Origin of the sequence: Brevibacillus sp. FSL K6-2834, from assembly GCF_038592925.1 — a bacterium.
Lineage (GTDB): Bacteria > Bacillota > Bacilli > Brevibacillales > Brevibacillaceae > Brevibacillus > Brevibacillus borstelensis.
Genome location: NZ_CP151945.1, coordinates 4,035,339 through 4,053,153, shown reverse-complemented (window position 1 = coordinate 4,053,153; position 17,815 = coordinate 4,035,339). Strand labels below are relative to the sequence as shown.

At 53.0% G+C, this 17,815-nt stretch carries 13 protein-coding genes and 1 pseudogene; 5 read left to right on the top strand and 9 right to left on the bottom strand.

The annotated features are described in order from the left end of the window. Positions 1–73: 73 nt before the first annotated feature. The 3 genes from NST96_RS20105 to NST96_RS20095 all read right to left on the bottom strand — a co-directional run bounded on the left by NST96_RS20105 (position 74) and on the right by NST96_RS20095 (position 2,762). Entirely contained in the window at positions 74–637 is a 564-nt protein-coding gene (locus NST96_RS20105) for a hypothetical protein (protein WP_342404165.1), read from the bottom strand. A 1-nt stretch (position 638) separates the two neighbouring features. Beyond that, positions 639–1,433: a transposase gene (locus NST96_RS20100; RefSeq protein ID WP_251873633.1), complete on the bottom strand. Its 795-nt coding sequence runs from the start codon at positions 1,431–1,433 to the stop codon at positions 639–641. A 363-nt stretch (positions 1,434–1,796) separates the two neighbouring features. Continuing rightward, positions 1,797–2,762, bottom strand: coding sequence for a DMT family transporter (locus tag NST96_RS20095; RefSeq protein WP_003389123.1), 966 nt, complete (start codon positions 2,760–2,762; stop codon positions 1,797–1,799). Positions 2,763–2,930: 168 nt separating this feature from the next. Between NST96_RS20095 and NST96_RS20090 the strand changes: the two genes are divergently transcribed. Both NST96_RS20090 and NST96_RS20085 read left to right on the top strand, forming a co-directional pair. Further along, entirely contained in the window at positions 2,931–3,794 is an 864-nt protein-coding gene (locus NST96_RS20090) for a LysR family transcriptional regulator (RefSeq protein WP_003389124.1), read from the top strand. A 356-nt stretch (positions 3,795–4,150) separates the two neighbouring features. Next, a complete protein-coding gene (locus tag NST96_RS20085) occupies positions 4,151–4,978 on the top strand; it encodes an aldo/keto reductase (protein ID WP_031933131.1) in 828 nt (275 codons plus the stop codon). 110 nt (positions 4,979–5,088) lie between these two features. Here the strand turns inward: NST96_RS20085 and NST96_RS20080 are convergent, their stop codons facing one another. Continuing rightward, positions 5,089–5,820: a YheC/YheD family protein gene (locus tag NST96_RS20080; protein WP_031933130.1), complete on the bottom strand. Its 732-nt coding sequence runs from the start codon at positions 5,818–5,820 to the stop codon at positions 5,089–5,091. 281 nt (positions 5,821–6,101) lie between these two features. Between NST96_RS20080 and NST96_RS20075 the strand changes: the two genes are divergently transcribed. Beyond that, the gene (locus tag NST96_RS20075) at positions 6,102–6,845 is read left to right on the top strand and encodes an IclR family transcriptional regulator (RefSeq protein WP_003389127.1); all 744 of its coding nucleotides are present in this window, start codon (positions 6,102–6,104) and stop codon (positions 6,843–6,845) included. Between the two features lie 34 nt (positions 6,846–6,879). Here the strand turns inward: NST96_RS20075 and NST96_RS20070 are convergent, their stop codons facing one another. Further along, the gene (locus tag NST96_RS20070) at positions 6,880–8,028 is read right to left on the bottom strand and encodes a glycosyltransferase family 1 protein (RefSeq protein WP_003389128.1); all 1,149 of its coding nucleotides are present in this window, start codon (positions 8,026–8,028) and stop codon (positions 6,880–6,882) included. A 185-nt stretch (positions 8,029–8,213) separates the two neighbouring features. On the opposite strand from NST96_RS20070, the gene NST96_RS20065 reads away from it, so the two are divergent. Both NST96_RS20065 and NST96_RS20060 read left to right on the top strand, forming a co-directional pair. Beyond that, positions 8,214–8,846, top strand: a complete 633-nt coding sequence (locus tag NST96_RS20065) for a TetR/AcrR family transcriptional regulator (RefSeq protein ID WP_003389129.1) — start codon at positions 8,214–8,216, stop codon at positions 8,844–8,846. Positions 8,847–8,855: 9 nt separating this feature from the next. Beyond that, positions 8,856–9,358 (top strand): annotated as a pseudogene (locus tag NST96_RS20060) (DUF4188 domain-containing protein). A 146-nt stretch (positions 9,359–9,504) separates the two neighbouring features. Here the strand turns inward: NST96_RS20060 and NST96_RS20055 are convergent. From NST96_RS20055 to acnA, 4 genes are all read right to left on the bottom strand, one after another. Continuing rightward, positions 9,505–10,416, bottom strand: coding sequence for a methyl-accepting chemotaxis protein (locus tag NST96_RS20055; RefSeq protein WP_228006791.1), 912 nt, complete (start codon positions 10,414–10,416; stop codon positions 9,505–9,507). A 294-nt stretch (positions 10,417–10,710) separates the two neighbouring features. After that, a complete protein-coding gene (locus NST96_RS20050; RefSeq protein ID WP_342404333.1) occupies positions 10,711–14,052 on the bottom strand; it encodes an SNF2 helicase associated domain-containing protein in 3,342 nt (1,113 codons plus the stop codon). Between the two features lie 134 nt (positions 14,053–14,186). Continuing rightward, entirely contained in the window at positions 14,187–14,516 is a 330-nt protein-coding gene (locus NST96_RS20045) for a DUF3892 domain-containing protein (RefSeq protein WP_003389134.1), read from the bottom strand. A 494-nt stretch (positions 14,517–15,010) separates the two neighbouring features. Continuing rightward, positions 15,011–17,740: an aconitate hydratase AcnA gene (acnA, locus tag NST96_RS20040; protein ID WP_003389136.1), complete on the bottom strand. Its 2,730-nt coding sequence runs from the start codon at positions 17,738–17,740 to the stop codon at positions 15,011–15,013. Between the last annotated feature and the right edge of the window lie 75 nt (positions 17,741–17,815).

Genomic DNA, 17,815 nt, shown 5'->3' with positions numbered 1-17,815 from the left:
AAAACACAAGAAAAAACCACGCGCTTGGCAGGTTCCTATGCGGAACGGTTGCCATGGCGCGTGGCTTTTTTTTCTACGACTGACCAATTAACATACAGTAAGCATTTTCGGCCTGTTCCAGGTACACACTTGGATTCGTTCGGAATCGTCTGCGTTTGGTAGCTTCACTCAAACGAGCAGACCAACGCAGGCCTTCATTTTTAAAATCAAGGTAGTTTACAGACTGAAGTCTACTTAACACATTACTCTGGTGAAGTGCGTCATCGACAAATACGACCATTTCACCACTTCGGAGGATATATTCGTTCCAACTTCTCAGACCCGTCATCCGTCGATGCCGGGTCTTCGTCTGGCGGAAGAAACGCTCATGGTCGTTGTTCGTTCGTGGGACATGCGGATGGTCGTAACACGTAAACAGGCCTTTCCAAAACCCTCGGGAGTAGCTTTTCAGATTTGCAACCATTGGCAAGTCGTCTTTGCTGGTGTACGTCTGTTCAACCCAATCTAACAGATGCTGCATATGAAATCGAACCGTTTCACTTCGTTTATCTATGCTTGGATTCAAGATCCCGGCAACGTGGTGAATCGGTTTGGACCAGCGCATCACGGTAGCATATTGCTCTTCAAAATCATCCAATTTATCGAAAATTCTGATTAGGTTTTTGAGCAGAGAGGGCCCCTTTTTTACTCAGGCATCGTTCGAGGGAAGCCTGAATGGCTCTAGCATTTTCATAAACACGTATGCCCGGTAGATCGAGTGGGGGATTGCCGTCTTCGAGGAGCACAGAACGAATGGCCGCCACGTAATCTTTTGCCACCTCTGCTTCTGTAGAGGCATCGTTTTCGATTCGCTTCTCGACTTCGCGAATACCACGGAGGCTCTTCTTGATTCCTGTCTTGAGCTTGCGGTCTAAATCGACAACAGGCTTTGCAATGTCCTTTAGATAGTGGTATTGGCAGTATTGGTACGGCACGTCCGGCAGTAACGATTCCATGGCCATTCGGATGGATTGTTGACCATCCGTAACGATCCCGATGATGGGAAATCCCAGTTCGATAACAGGCAGGATGAGTTTCTTAAGTTCTTCTGCGGAGCTACTCTTTAGATTTTGTGCAGACAGGATCGTTCCGCTGAATACTTCTCGTATGACATAGAGCGTCTCATTGCCTTTCTCGGGCTGAACACCGTCCATGGAAATCATGATACCGCCACGGTCCTGAACAACTTGCTTGAGTGCTTGCTTGACGTGATCCGTCACGCTAGCGCGGAGCAAGGTAAGATAACGTTCGTACAACCGCTGAGAATTGCGTTCTGACGTGGTTACCCCGCGCTGATTCAACGTTTCCGTAATTTCGCCGATTGTCATATGTTGCTTAAACCGAAGCTGACCAACCAACGCTAGCACGTCAAAACCGTAGGAAGTGTGTTTCATGCTGAGAAGCTCAGCTTCAGCGGATTTGTAATAGGTTCTGGGGTATGAGCAATCTGCGTTGCTGCAAGCATAAGCCATACTCCAAGCTTGGATAACACCGGCAAGTGTGATGACATTCTTTTTCCATGCGGTATGATGTCGCCTGAGTTTCGTGCCACAGTGCGGGCAATGCTGTATCTCTGGCCGAAAGTATATTTTCTTTTCAGGAATGACACGATTCTTGGGTAAAGGCATGAGAAGACCTCCGTCAAATAGGCTAATGACTAACTTCGACAGAGGTCTTGGAAATCCTTGTTAGTTAATTGGTCAGTCGTAGTTTTTTTTATCTGTTGAAGCAATAGGGAGCTGAGCGCCACGGGGCGGTCAAAAAGAGGCTTCCTTGGAAGCGGCTCTGCCCGACACCGCAAGCTTGAGCTTTTTTCGCTGAAACAGGTTGTTGCTGATCAAAGCCAAAATGATCAAGAGCGTTCCTCCGGCATCGTACATCGTGATCTGATAGCCTTGCCAGACGGAGATCAGAAAAGTGGTGACCGGAACAAAGTTGATAAACAGGATGCCGTTGATCGGTGTGAGCAGCTTGACACCCGCGTTCCAGCTGAGCAGAGCCAGGATTCCCGCGACTCCGATCATGAAGCCAAGCTCGTAGCCGACGGAAAATACCGACTGGAGCGATGGGGCGTGCAGGACATCCAAGGCTGTCAGCAGCAGGACGATCACCAGGGAGGTCCCGGTTCCCAGCACGCAGCTCAAAGTGGAATACCGCAGCACTGACCACGAGGCGAAGTGGTTGCCCCCGATCGTATAGATCACCCAGCCCAGTACGCCGAGCAATATCAGCAGGACAGGCAGCAGGCTGTCTCCCCCCAAAAGAAAGGTGCGGAAGTCGCCCTTCGTAATCACCAAAAAGCAGCCGACCAGGGCGAGGGCGATGCAGCCGATGGTAAACGGTTGAGGCTTCTGGCCTTTATACATCCACAGCACGAGTACGGACAGCATCGGCATGAGCGCTTCCATGACGGATGCGAGGATCACTCCCGAGGTGCCCAACTGGTTTTGGCCCCAGAAGACCAGCAAGTTGTATATGGTAAATGCCATGGTCCCGAAAAACCAGAGAGAGACTCCGCGGCCTTCGAGACGCAGTGCTTGTCTGCCTTCCTTGATCCAGAGAAAAACAAGCAGCAGCAGGGAAACAACCGAATAACGGATAACGGAAAAGTAAAACGGGTCCAGATGGGCAAACGCGCTTTCTGCGACCGGAAACATGGCGCCCCACGCCATGCTGGCGATCAGGCAGAGCAAGGCCCCTTTCATGATGTGCTCTTTGTTCATAGGTGACTTCCTTTCGCAATTCACTTTCGCTAACAAATTTTTCACGATGACTATCATATTCCGAAATTACCATCATGTAAAATGATTGAAAATGATGAAATGTATCATTGTCAGTGATACAATGGGGGTGGAAGATAAGCGGCGGAAACATAGAAAGAGGGAGCGAAAATGGAGATCAGCGATCTGCGGATTTTTCAGGCTGTGGCTGAGCTGGGCAGTGTCAGCAAGGCGGCGAAAGAATTAAATTACGTACAGTCCAATGTGACAGCCCGGATTCAACAGATGGAGCTGAAGCTGGGGACCGAATTGTTTTATCGGCATCGCAGGGGAATGAGCCTCAATCCCGAGGGGAAAAAGCTGCTGGGGTACACGCAGAAGATCCTGGCGATGATGGAAGAAATGAAGCTCGCCTTTCAGGACGAGGAAGACCCGTCCGGTCCGCTCCTGGTCGGCTCGGTGGAAACTGTCAGTTGTTTGCCTGACATCTTGTCCGCCTATCACAAAAAGTATCCGCGCGTGGATTTGTCGCTGATGACCGGCGTCACGGAGCATTTGATCAGGGACGTCCTCCAGTACGAGCTGGACGGGGCGTTTGTCAGCGGTCCGGTCCAGCACCCGGAGCTTGTCCAGGAGCCCTTGATCGAAGAGGAGCTGGTCTTGATCGCCAGGGCCGAGGATGGGCCTGCGTCGCTGGAGGAATGCAGCACAAAGCCGCTCCTTGTGTTTCGCTCCGGCTGCGGCTACCGCTCTCGTCTGGTTCATTGGCTCGGCAGCCAGGGCATTGCGCCGACGAAGATCATGGAGTTCGGGACGCTTGAGACGATACTGGCCGTCGTCGCATCGGGGCTGGGCGTTTCGCTGGTTCCGCGGCCGACCGTGTCACGGTTGGAGAGAGAGGGGAAGATTCGCTGCTTCTCCATACCCGAGGAATATTCCACGGTCTCGACCGTGTTCATCCATAGACGGGACTCGCACATGACGGGAACGATGAAAAAATTTCTGGAGACGATTCGGGCGCTTCACGCAGGATGAGCCGTTCGTACAAGAAGCGATGATAAGCATGAAAACGGATGACAAGCATCAAAAGCGGCGTTCCATACGCGGCATTCAGGGCCGATGCGATTGCGCGCAGCACCGCAAGGAACGTATCGGCCCGCTTTTTGTCTCCTGGGGCAGCCGCCTCGTTCAGCAACGGTTTCATGCAGGAACCGTCTTGTATAGCAACCGTCCCGTGGAGCAGCCGTCACTTGTGTCCCAGGGTGTACAGCCCTGTTCAAGGAGAGCACACGGAAAGCATATTCGAAGGGCGCAGCGCCTTTTTTTGGAATCGCCATTGTGCTACACTATCAAGCGAGATACATAAAACCGATAGAACGGGAGGAAATCGAATGGCAACGCATCTTGCTGATACCACCGTCTTAAACAACGGAATCAAAATGCCCTGGCTCGGCCTCGGCGTGTGGAAAGTGAAAGAAGGGGATGAGGTGCAGCGCGCGATCCTGTCGGCTATCGAGACCGGCTACCGCGCCATCGACACCGCTGCTGTTTACGGCAATGAGGCTGGCGTGGGCGATGCGATTCGCGACAGCGGAATTGCCCGCGACCAACTGTTCATCACGACCAAGGTATGGAATTCCGATCAAGGCTACGAGACGACGCTGAAGGCGTTTGACGAAAGCATGAAAAAGCTGCGCCTGGATTACCTCGACCTGTACCTGGTGCACTGGCCGGTACAAGGCAAGTATCTGGATACGTGGAAAGCGTTGGAAAAGCTGTACCGCGACGGATACGTGCGAGCGATCGGAGTCAGCAACTTCCACGTGCATCACTTGGAGGATTTGAAACAGAACAGTGAAATCGTCCCGGCCGTGGATCAGGTAGAGTACCACCCGCTCCTGACACAAAAAGAGCTGCTCGCTTATTGCAAGGAGAACGGCATCCAGATGGAGGCGTGGAGCCCGCTGATGCAAGGCAACCTCGACCAGCCGGTGCTGGTGGAAATCGGACAAAAATACGGCAAGTCTCCTGCCCAGGTAATCCTGCGCTGGGATCTGCAAAACGGTGTCGTGACGATTCCAAAATCGGTCACGCCGGAGCGCATCCGCCAAAATGCCGACGTGTTCGACTTCACGTTGACAGTTGAAGAGATGGAGCAAATCAGCCGCCTTAATCAAAACAAGCGTTTTGGTCCGGACCCGGATAACTTTGATTTCTAGCATAAACGACGAACGCCCCGACCTCTGCGAGAGCTGTCGGGGCTTTTTGCTTTCTGTACGGCAGAAGGCTCGTCTAGCCTTCCTTGGCTTCGCTCGTCCGATTTTGGATACTACCGTTTATAGGAGCGGATGCGGCGGTACTGGCTTTTGTCCTTCAGCTTCAGGAACAGGGAAATATCGGGCCGCAGGTTGGCTTCGATGATCCAGACCCGTCCCGAAGAATCCAAAGCCATATCCAAACCGTACACCCTCTGATTGGCATAGTAGGTGCTTAGCTGCTTGGCGGCTGCGACCGCCACCGCTTTCAAACGCTGAATCAGTTGATCGGCAGAAGCGGATCGAAGCGATGAGAGCTGTATCGCGGAACGCAGCGGCAATACTCTTCCTCCGCTCCGCTTGATGTTGGTGATAATGTAGCCGGCTCCAGCCACCTTGGCGAGCATTCCGGTCACGACCCACGAGGAGCCCGAACGGCGCTGGACCATGACACGAATGTCAAACGGACGGCCGTTGACGCGGGCGAGCGAGATTCCTTTCTGCACCAAGTACTGCGACTTGATCCGGCTGCGGATGTAGCGGTAGGTGGCTGATTTGCCGCGAATCGTACGTTTGCGGCAGCCGCGATGGACCTTGTAGTGGTTATCTCCCAGGCCGGTGATCAGGATGACACCGGCACCGCCGCTGCCTGCGATCGGCTTGGCAATAACTTTTCGATACTGTTTTAAAAAATGGCGGAGCGCATGCTTGGAGAAGAGTCGGGTGCGCGGAAGAGTAGAGGCCAAGCGGGAATTTCGACGCAAGACACGGTATTTTTTCAGCTTTGACTCATTGTATTTACCCACGAGCGGTCATCCCTCCATGAGCTGAAGTTATGGTTTCATTCCTTTTCAATCTATGTTTCTATCAGCGAATAGCGATGGGGAGATGTCCACTCAGGGGAAAATTAGGTGGATGGCGCACTTCAAGGCGCACTTCAAAAGGAATGGCCGCGTTGACAGCCTGACAGGACCGCGTCACATTCTGCTCTTTACTCTTCGCCGCTTTTTTTCGTATACTTAAAAATAGAACCTCATTTCATCAGGTGAAACGTACGGAACCGATTTTAATGAAGCAGGTGGAACGAATGGAAGAACAGAAAGCTAACGTGCGAGCCGTAGAGCGGGCGCTTGACATCCTGCTTTGCTTTACGGATTCAACCGACTTGGGGCTAAGCGAGATCGCCGGGCGGTTGTCGCTGCATAAAAGTACGGTACACCGCTTGCTGGCCACTCTGGAAAACAAGGGATTTTTAATACGCGACGCTCAGACGGAGAAATACCGCCTTGGATTTCGCTTGTGGGAGCTGTCCGTGAATCTGGCGCATTCCGATGACCCGGCCACCCTTTGGCTGCCGGAGATGGAGCGTTTGCGGGATGTCGTCGGGGAAACGATCAGCTTGTATGTCCGCGACGGCAATGAGCGGATTCGCATACAGGCAGTGCAGAGCAACCAGGCTATCCGGAGGGTCGCGCCTATCGGGGCACGCATGCCGCTGTCAGTAGGCGCATCGAGCAAGGTTCTGGTGGCATACGCGGAACCGGCTGTCAGGGAAGAAGTGCTAAGTGACCCGCTTTGGCCCGAATCGATCGACCGCGACGCATACCTGGAACAGCTGGAGCAGATCCGACGCCAAGGCTTTGCCACCAGTGTCGAGGAACGGGAGCTGGGAGCAGCAGCAGTAGCCGCGCCGATTTTTAACCGGAACGAAAAATTGGTTGCCGCGCTGGCGGTATCAGGTCCCTCCAACCGCCTCACGCTGGAAAGAATGATGGAGATTGCGGAGCCGATCATGGAATCCGCTTATCGCATGGGAAAAATGTTAAAATGAACAGGGAAAAGGGCGGCCCCTCAAGCAGGTTTTTCTACTTGGGGGATCGCCCTTTTTTCATTGCTTTCCACTCGTCCATGAGCAGATTCCAGAACGGTTTGACCGCGTTTTCCGCAAGGTAGTGCTTGCCCCGGCTTTTCACGTACTGGCACATCTGCTGGTAATAGTCCGGATCTGATAGCTTCCTGTAGCACTTGAGAATGTCGTGTTCGTCTTTGACAAAGAGCGGATACTTTTCTCCAAGCAGATGGATGTTGCCGACGGTTTTGGTGGTAAGCACAGGCACACCGAGCGCCATGTACTCCAGGACGCGGGAAAGATACGAATGAGACGGATTTTTGTCTGATGTGTTGTCGTAAATCAGGGCAAGGCCAATTCCGCTTTGCAGAATCATCCGCTTTGTTTCCCACATCGATTTTTGTCCGTGATTCCGCACACCTCGGGAACGGAGCAGCTCGTGAGCCTGTTTCCGGTAACGGATCACGATAGACGGGTAGAGCACATTGAGCTTTGCCCCCGGAAATTCCTTGCGAATCAGCCTGATGGCGTTCACGGCCGTTTCTAGTCCGTAACGGGGGCGAAGCACCCCGGCCATAATCAGGTCGAGCGGGGGATTCGGCTGCGGCTGGGGGTCCTGATCACCGGAATATCCCTCCACGAATTGAGGGAGGACCTGAATTTTGCGATCCAGCTCCCGAGCGGAATACCTCGTTTTCCGTTCCAGATATTCGCGGTAGCGCCTGGCATTGGGCACGGTTTGAAAAAAGACCATGCGGGAGTTGTCGAACAAGTGATTGACCTTGTTCATGATGATCGGGTCGTTCAGATTGTAGTGAATAGAGAGGAACAACAGCTTTTTGCCCAGGGAAGGCTTCTTTTTGATAAACTCGCGAGCCTGTGTCCGGTTGCGAATAAAAATAAAGTCGTAGCTGTGCTTCTGATCGAGACTGATAATTTTGCTGTTCAGCTCCGCGGCTTGATAAAAGCGAACATGGCGAAAGCGAAAGCCCCCCATCCCGTTTACATATCGAAACGGCAGGACGCAGTGCAGGACAAATCCCTCGCGCTCTTGGGCAGGGAGCCGTTCCACTTCCCGGTCAATCGCCTGGAGCATGATGAAAAACTGCAGGACATTCCCTTTTGGCTTGAATTTTTCTAGGTGGCAGGAAAAACAGATTTTCACGAAATTCTCTCCTTAGGTTCTCTCTCTTACAAGGTATGCAAATGCCTGGAGAGCGGGGAAGAGAAATTTTTGAGCCGGGTGGATGATGAGAGGGAGAGGGGGAAGTGAGGAATGGTTGACTTTAAAATTAACTCAAGTTAATTTATTAATATGAGTTTGTATTTATTTGCGAAGGAGCTGCTCCCATGGAACGAAGCATTCCGCTCAGGGAATGGAAAAAAGCGAAAACGAAGCAAGCACTGCTGCATGCGTGTCTGGAATTGATCGGAGAGAAATCCTTCCGCGAGGTGTACGTCGAGGAGATCTGCAAAAAAGCGGAGATTTCCAAGGTGACCTTTTTCAAGTTTTTTCCCCAGAAGGAGGACCTGCTGATTTACTACATGCGGCTGTGGGTGACCGATCGGCTGCTGGAGCTGGCCGATTCGCCCAAAAGGGGGCTGTCGGCGCTTCGTCACGTATTTCAAAAGGTGGATGAAAACGCGAAGCAGCATCCGGGTATTATGCTGAGCCTTATCGGTTTTTTAACTGAGGTGAAAATGCATCCATGCATGCCGGAGCTGACGGAGGCGGAACTCCATTTGTACTATCCCGGAAAGGAAGAACAGGCGGGTTCGCTTGTTCCTCGTCTCGACGATTTGTTCCGCCGTTGCATAGAGCAGGCCATGGCTGATGGCGAAATTGCGGCTGATGCGGATGTAAATGACCTGGTTATGGGACTGCACACGATCTTTTACGGTGCGTATTTGACCGCCCACATCTATCAATCGCAGGATTTTCTCGGATGTTACGAGCTTCATGCCAAACTTTTATTCAGGTAGGTGATCCAGATGGGGAAAATTTTAGCGGGGCGGTATACGGCAGAGATGGAAGGGCCGTTTGTCGTGTTTGTGATCGATTGCATGTGAACAACTGGCTTGCCGTGAATCAATGGCTTCCTGTCGTAAAGGCGATGAATGGCATGCTGCAAGAATTGTATCGAAACAAGGAGCTGGGCTTTCTTGACGCCGCCTTTTTCATGAGCGCACGGGGCCCTGTCCAGATTCAGTATTGGCGCTCGTTTGACCAGCTGGAGCAGTATGCCAGAAGCGGGGAGCTGCACCTGTCTGCGTGGAGAGATTTCAATCAAAAGGCGGCAAAGTCGGGAGGGGTCGGATTTTTTCACGAAACGTATTTGGTGGAGGCGGGAATGTACGAGTGCATGTACGTAAACATGCCTGTGTATGGATTGGCCAAAGCCGGTCAGCACGTCCCGGCCGTAGGCAAAAGAGAAACCGCCCGGCGCAGGCTGGGAGGCGAAAATGCTCCTGCCGTTCCGACGCCGGATGCGTAATCGTTGCCAGTGTCCGTCTTTTTTTGGTCCAAATCGAAAGCGGACGTCTCGAAAGGGCTTATCGCATATGGGAAAACAGCGGCGGACTGGGGAGAGGAACGCAGTCCGCCGCTGTTGCGCCTGTCGTTTTCAACTATTGTTCCACGTTACATCGAGGATGTTAATCTTTTGGTTGCCGTGGCGACTTGATGATAAGCCGTCTTTAATTCTTCTATCGCTCTCGAATTGTTTGAGATTTGAGCGGTGATTGCTTCGATGCTCTGCATCATCAAAGATACCGATTTTGCGATATCCGTCAACTGAACCGAAATGGTTTCCGCCGACTGTTTGCTGGATGCCGCCATGTTCCGGACTTCATTCGCAACGACCTCAAAACCGCGTCCGTGTTCACCGGCTCGGGCAGCTTCTATAGCGGCATTTAGACCTAGCATATGGGACTGAGAGGCAATTTCTTTGACAATTTTCGTTACGGATTGGATACTTTTTACCTGATCGGTAACTGCTTCAGATTCAATATTCAACTTGGTCATCTGGTTCAAGATGAGCTTTGAGGCATCCAATACTTGATCCGTGCTGGCAGTCATCTCCTCGACCATAGCCATCAACTCTGCGGTACTTTGCTGAAGAACTGATTCACGTTTTGTGATATCAGTAGCCACCTTGACGACTGCTTCCACTTTGCCATTCTCAATAACAGGCATATAAGTTGCTTCCAGCGTCAGCTTTCGTCCATCCTTCGAAATCCGTACGATCTTTTCTTGGGATGCTCTCCCCTGACGCAAACCATCCCACAAATTTACATACGCTTTGCTTGATGCATATTCAGGCAAGCAAAACTGGCTGTGATGGAGGCCGACAATTTCATCGACCGCATATCCCATTGTGGAAGCGAAAAGTTGATTCGCCCAAATAACCCTTCCTTGCGTGTCAAACCTGATCATGGCTAAATGATTTTGAATCGACGATAAAATAGCGAATTTTTGATCGGTCACGGTTTGCATGTATGGAATTTCCTCTCCCTGTATATCAGTAGTTGGTTCGCTCGCAACTGCTTTCATTGCTGGATTCCAAGAGCTATTATCGCCTGATGCTCTGAATAAATTCTAAACAACTTGTAAACGGAAAAAACCGGAGCTCTCAATCGCTCCGGTTTTTCTACTGCCGTGCATGGTCCCTAACACAATTCGAATCCATGCTGCTTCCGTTTACTCGATCTTGCTCCATGGACAGAAGCGACACGGCTCCGCAGGTTTTCCGTGTACATTGGCTTCGCCAGCTCGCTTTTGGGCCTCTACTCGTTTTACTTGCTTTGCCAAAAGTCCTGCGGTTCCCGATGCTGACCGTCAGGCCACTTATCCGATCATCAAAATCTCGCGAATGTCCTGTTCCGTCAGGGACGACAACGCGGCCTCACCAGGCTTGACCACTTCCTCGATCAGATGCTTCTTTTTCTGTTGAAGCGCGTACATCATCTCTTCCACGGTCCCTTGGGCGACGAGGCGAATGACTTGGACGACATTCTTTTGGCCGATGCGGTGGGCACGGTCGGCTGCCTGTTCTTCCACAGCGGGATTCCACCACAGATCATAGAGAATGACGGTGTCCGCTCCCGTCAGGTTCAATCCGGTGCCCCCTGCCTTTAGCGAGATGAGGAACAGGTCTCGTTCACCCTCGTTGAACCTGTTGCACAGCTCAATCCGCTCTGCCGCTGGCGTTTTCCCGTCCAGATAAAAAAACGGCACTCCCTGACAGCCAAGCTCCCTTGCGATCATTCCAAGCATTTCGGTAAACTGCGAGAATACCAGAAGCCGCTTTCCCGCGCTGCGGCATTCCGCGACAATTTCCAGCAGCTGCTCGAATTTGGCCGAGCTTCCTGCGTAGTCCTCGATGAAAAGGGCAGGGTGGCAGCATAGCTGACGAAGACGGGTCAAGCCAGCCAGAATTTTGATCCGGTTTTTATCAAAGGTCTCCTCGTTCAGATGCTTGAGTGTCTCCTGCTGCAGCTTGGACAAATAGGCGACGTACAGCTTTTTCTGCTCCGGAAGCAGCTCGGAAGCTTGCAGCGACTCGATCTTGTCAGGCAGCTCCTTCAGCACGTCCGCTTTCACCCGGCGCAGCAAAAAGGGACGAACTCGCTTCGCCACCGCTTCCCTCGACATGTCGTTGAATGCCCGTCGTCCCGGAAACAATCCGGGGAACACCGCATCGAAGATTGACCACAGCTCCTCCAGCGAGTTTTCCACGGGTGTTCCGGTGAGGGCAAAACGGTACTTGGCCTGGAGCTCTTTGACCGACTGCGCCGTCTGTGTGGCGTGGTTTTTGAAGGCCTGCGCCTCGTCCAGGATAAGCGTATGAAACGACTTTGACGCATACAGCTCGACATCTCTCCGCAGGAGCGGATACGAGGTAATGATCACATCTGCCTGGGCGGCATCCCGAATCTTCCTGCTGCGCTCTGTCTTGCTCCCGTCCGCGATGACGGCCTTTATTTCCGGAGCGAATTTCTTCAGCTCGTTTTTCCAATTGTACATAAGCGAAGCGGGTGAGATGATCAGCGCTGGGAGCTGCCGGCTTCTGATCTCCGGCAGTACGGAGACGAGAAAAGCAATGCTTTGCAGCGTCTTTCCAAGCCCCATATCATCCGCGAGAATACCTCCGAAGCGGTAGTGGGCCAGCGTCTTCAGCCATTGGAAGCCGTACTTTTGATAGTCCCGAAGCACAGATGCCAGACTGTCCGGCACAGGGAAATCGAGATTGTCCGGATTGCGCATGTTTTCCAGGAGCTGGCGGAACGATTTGCCCAGCTTGACGGCATTCCCTGGTCTGTGGGAATCGACCAGATGAAGCCCCCGGGCTACCGGAACGCGGAAGTCCGAGCCTTTCAGCTCTGCAATGCGGATGCCCATGTCGTCGATGAAGCGGCCGATTTCCCGAAACGCCTCATTCTCCAGCGGTACAAACGCTCCGTCCGGCATCCGGTAGTATTTGCGCTTTTCCTCGATGGATTGGAGCAGTTGGCGAATGTGCGACTCCGGGATCCCGTCTATATCAAACTTGAATTCCAGCCAGTCGGTTCGTTCATCCAGATTCACGGTTACCTTTGGCGGAGTGTACCCGGTATGCAGTCTTGTTTTCACGGCAGAGGTGGCGTATACCGTCAGCAGCTTCTCCAGCTCGGGAACGACGTGGTACAGAAATTCGTACTGAGCGTCCTCATCCTCCATGAAATAGCCGCTCTCCGTCCTGATAAAAGGGGATTGCTCCATCAGCTCCAGGATTCGCCGCTCCTGCTCTCCGTCCCGCATGAGGATGCGTTCGGCGCCGCGATGCTGCCCGTCTCCCTCCAACGGATTGATCACAATGTCGCCGTATTGAAACTCCAGACCGGCGAGCAGTCGATCCTTTACCCGGTCCAAATACAGCTTGGCTTTCAGTTGTGTTTGGATGATGCGCTCAGAGACGGAGCGGGCGATGCTGACGCTGCCGAGCTTCATCAATCCGGGTGCGACCGTAACCATGAATGGCTCCATCTGTCCTGCCGGAATCAGGATTTGCCGCTTGCGGGAAGCCTCAAGCATTTGTTTCAGCTCCGCCAGTCGCTTGCACTGGTCGGCTGGCAGCTTGATCAGCTTCCCTTCGGAAAGAACGACTCCGTACGATTCCATCACGGTGATTAAATCCAAGCCCTGGACGTCCAGTTGAAAGCTTTCCGAGTCGGCCTGGTCGAACGCAAAGCAAAGCGGGATCAGCTCATCGGAGATGTGGACTCCTGCGAATGCTTGCTCTTTGTCCATCACCTGCACGTTCGGGGCGGACGTGAGCAGGGGAAGAAGCGACTCCCACATGAAAGGGGGAATGAACAGCATTCGTTCGCCGCTTTTGTTCCTCGTTTGCAGGAGGTACGCGCTCACGGTTTCGCGGTACAGCTTTTCGTTGTGAAAAATGTGAATCAGCTGTCTGATGACGGCATCGTCTTCTTTTTGAAAACGGTGAAGCTCAGGGTCGTAGGTGAAGTGCTTGGAAAAGACGAACGGTTCTCTGCGCTCGATACACTCGAGGAACTCCTTTATTTTCTGGACGACGTACAGCCGTTTTGGCCCGACCTTGAGCTCGATGCCGAACATCTGCTTGCGGTAGCCGTACAGGACAGGCTTCAGAGTGAAAGACACATCGAGGGCTGTCCGGGTATCAAAGAGCGGCCGCACATGATTCGGGCGGGTCGGTTTTTCGCCGAACAGTCCCAGAACGCGGTTGGTCAGCTGTACATCTCCCGCAGAAATCCCGGAGGAGGGCTGGGTGGCAGAGAAGCGGGGTTCCCGCTCTCCGGAAGTCCCCGAATACGGATTTTCCAAGGCTTCTGATCGCCGTCCGGCCCCTTGCGAGTAGCGATTCATGAGCTCGTTTTTCTCCATATCCTCGATGCCGTGCAGGACGGCGGCAATGTGCTGGCAGAACTGATCATAGGAACCGAGCGAGGGACAGGTGCATTCCGCCTCTACGTTCCCGTCCGGATGAAACTCGACAGCGACCTTGTAGCTGCTGCCTGTTCCTTTGACCGTGGCTTCATAGACGGAAGCTTCGGGATCGTATTGCGTAAAAGTTACTTTTCTGGCCCGGTAATACGCTTTTCCTCTGTCGGAAGAGATCCGGCCGCACAAAGACGTGATGATCCCTTTAGTCAAATGAAAGCCCATGGATTTAATCCTTCCTCGATAAAATAGTCCTGTCTCTTATGATAACACACAAGAGAGCCCCTCTGGACTGAGTACCGGTATCGATACTGAGCCAGAGGGGCGAGTGGGGGATCAGGCGTATGTTTGTCCAGGGTTTAAAACGTAGGCAGGTTGTCCAGATTGTTCTCCTTGATTCCGTCCGGCTCGCTCCGCAAAATGTCACGGCCGTATTTGTGGAAGACGTCGACATGGGCAAGCTGACCTGCCTTTGCCTCCTGCAGGGCTGTCACATAGTCCAGCTCCCGTCCCGTATTTGTCTTGAAAGCGATCAGATCGCCGTCGTCATTTTTGCGGACGGCAACGATGCTCTCCTTTCCATCGGCGGATAGCGGCGCTCCTGTCCCACCGCCATTCTCCTGCCGGGCCTGCCGCTCGCCCTCTGCCTTGTAAGCGGCGTAAATCTGTTCAAAATCTCGTTGGTCCATTGCGCAGTCCCTCCTTTTTTATAGGGTGCCTTGCCAGGGAAGGAAGATACATTCGTTTTGCGCTAGAAAAAGAGATCGTGTATGAAGCTGATCAAAAAAATGAAAAAAACAATGCTCGAAATGATGCGAGTCATGTCGACCCGAAATTGTGAAGGCTCATAATCGCGCTTAGACAAAGCAGTGCGAGGATACAGAGCGGTAAGCCCTGTGATCGCTAAAAAGAAGAGGTAAAACAAGAAATCGAAAATAGACCCCATGGATAAAATCACCACCCGTTACTGGTCATTTACGGATTGGCTCGGGAGACGGTTTCACAGTCCATGAGTGACATTCTATCAAAGGGTGCGGTTTGTAAAAAAGGCAAATATTGCAGCAGCAGCCGTTAGCTCGCGCAGGATGGGGAAGCCGGTTGCACAAAAAAACAGGCAGAACACCGTCTAAGACGATGTCTGCCTGCTATGGGTGGGTGCTGTAATGGAAATATTGGGTAAAGCTTATGCGTTTACCGGTTTGCCTTCGTCGAGAAGCTGACGCAGAACGGTTTGCAGAATACCGCCGTTGCGATAGTAGTCTACGTCAACCATGCTGTCGAGGCGTACGATTACGTCGAATTCGAAGCTGCTGCCGTCTTGGCGAGTCGCTTTCACTTTGACGCGTTGGCCAGGCTGAACATTGTCAGAGAGGCCGAGGATGTCAAAGGTTTCGCTGCCATCGATGCCGAGAGACTTCCAGCTTTGACCGTCTGCGAATTGCAGCGGCAGTACGCCCATGCCTACCAGGTTGGCGCGGTGGATGCGCTCGAAGCTTTCTGCGATAACAGCCTTGATGCCGAGCAGGAAGGTGCCTTTTGCCGCCCAGTCGCGGGAAGACCCTGTACCGTACTCTTTACCGGCCAGAACAACCAGTGGAGTACCGTCTGCTTGATATTTCATGCACGCATCGTAGATGGACATGACTTCGCCCGTCGGCAGGTATTTGGTTACCCCGCCCTCGGTGCCAGGTGCCACTTGGTTGCGGATACGGATGTTGGCAAACGTACCGCGCATCATGACATCGTGGCTTCCGCGACGAGCGCCGTAGGAGTTGAAGTCTTTGCGTTCTACGCCGTTTTCTTGCAGATAGCGGCCAGCCGGGCTGGTCGGCGAGATGTTTCCGGCGGGGGAGATGTGGTCAGTTGTGACAGAATCACCGAACAGCGCGATGGTGCGTGCTTTCAGTACTTCGTCGATGTGACCTGCGTCTCCAGCCAGGTTTTTGAAGAATGGGGGCTCCTGGATGTAGGTGGATTTTTCATCCCACTCGTACAGATCGCCCGTCGGAGCGTCGATTTTGTTCCACTCTTCGTTCTGTGTGAATACTTTTGCGTATTGCGCACGGAACAGCTCCGGATTCATCGCTTTGCCCATTGCTTCGTTGAGCTCTTGCGGAGTTGGCCAGATGTCTTTCAGGTAAACGGGTTGACCGTCGTTGCCGATGCCGATCGGATCTTTGGTCAGGTCGATGTTCACGTTGCCAGCCAGCGCGTATGCGATAACGAGCGGAGGAGAAGCGAGGTAGTTCGCTTTCACCTGGGCGTGAATACGGCCTTCAAAGTTGCGGTTACCGGACAGGACAGCCGCTACGGTCAGATCGTTGTCAGCGATTGCCTTGCTGGTTTCTTCCGGCAGCGGACCGGAGTTACCGATACAAGTGGTGCAGCCGTAGCCGACGACGTTGAAGCCGATGGCGTTCAGAGAGTCGATCAGACCAGCGTCGATCAGGTATTGGGTAACGACACGGGAACCTGGAGCCAGGGAGCTCTTCACGAACGGAGGCTTTTTCAGGCCTTTTTCAACCGCTTTCTTCGCCAGAATACCTGCGCCCAGCATAACGCTCGGGTTGGAGGTGTTGGTACAAGAAGTGATTGCCGCGATAACGACGGAGCCTGTTTTCAGGGTCGCAGTTTCACCGGTCGGATAGGTTACTTGCGCTTCAGCAGCGATTTTCTCTTCGGACAGACCGAAGCCGCCTTTTTCGATTGGCGTACGCAGGCTTTCGTTGAAGGATTCCTTCATGGAAGTCAGCTCTACGCGGTCTTGCGGGCGCTTCGGACCAGCCAGGCTCGGTACGACGGTGGACAGATCCAGTTCCAGTGTTTCGGAGAAGACAGGATCTGGCGTGTCGTCTGTACGGAACAGGCCTTGTGCTTTGGTGTAGGTTTCCACCAGGTTGATCAAGGACTCTTCACGGCCGGTTTGACGCAGGTAGTTGAGCGTTTCCGCGTCTACCGGGAAGAAGCCCATGGTCGCGCCGTATTCAGGAGCCATGTTGGCAACCGTAGCGCGGTCAGCCAGCGAGATGTTGGACAGGCCAGGACCGTAGAACTCTACGAATTTGCCGACAACGCCTTTTTTGCGCAGCATTTGTGTTACAGTCAGTGCCAGGTCGGTAGCGGTAGAGCCTTCTTTGAGGGTACCGGTCAGCTTGAAGCCGACGACCTCTGGCGTTACGAAATAAAGCGGTTGGCCGAGCATTCCTGCTTCTGCCTCGATACCGCCAACGCCCCAGCCGAGTACGCCCAGACCGTTGATCATCGTGGTGTGGGAGTCGGTACCTACGAGGGAGTCAGGGAAAGCGACGAGCTCGCCGTTTACTTCGCGGGTAGCGATTACCGATGCGAGGTACTCCAGGTTTACCTGGTGAACGATACCGGTCGCAGGAGGAACCGCACGGAAATTGTCAAAAGCGGTTTGAGCCCAGCGCAGGAAGCGGTAGCGCTCCTGGTTGCGTTCAAATTCCAGCTTCATGTTGTTATCGAGAGCTTTGTCGTTTCCGAAATCGTCAACCATGACGGAGTGGTCGATAACGAGATCAACCGGTACGAGCGGGTTGATGCGCTTCGGATCTCCACCGGCGCGCTTCATGGCGATGCGCATAGCGGCGAGGTCTACGACAGCAGGAACACCAGTAAAGTCTTGCAGGACAATACGGGCAGGCATGAGCGGCACTTCTTGATTGCCGTCGCGTCCTTTTGTCCAGTTTGCCAGTTGTTGTACGTGTTCTTTGGTAATGGCGCGGCCGTCAAACTGACGAACTGCCGCCTCCAACAGGACTTTGATCGAGAATGGCAGCTTGGAGATCTCGCCGATTCCTTGTTCTTCCAGGCCTTGCAGGCGGTAGTATGCGTACGCTTTATCGCCCACTTGCAGGGAAGACTTCACGTTGTAAGCATCGTGTGTAGCCAATGTGCATAACCTCCCTAATTATTTCGGGGTTTCATCTGGTGAAACATAGTTTCGTTTCTTCATTACGAACCTATT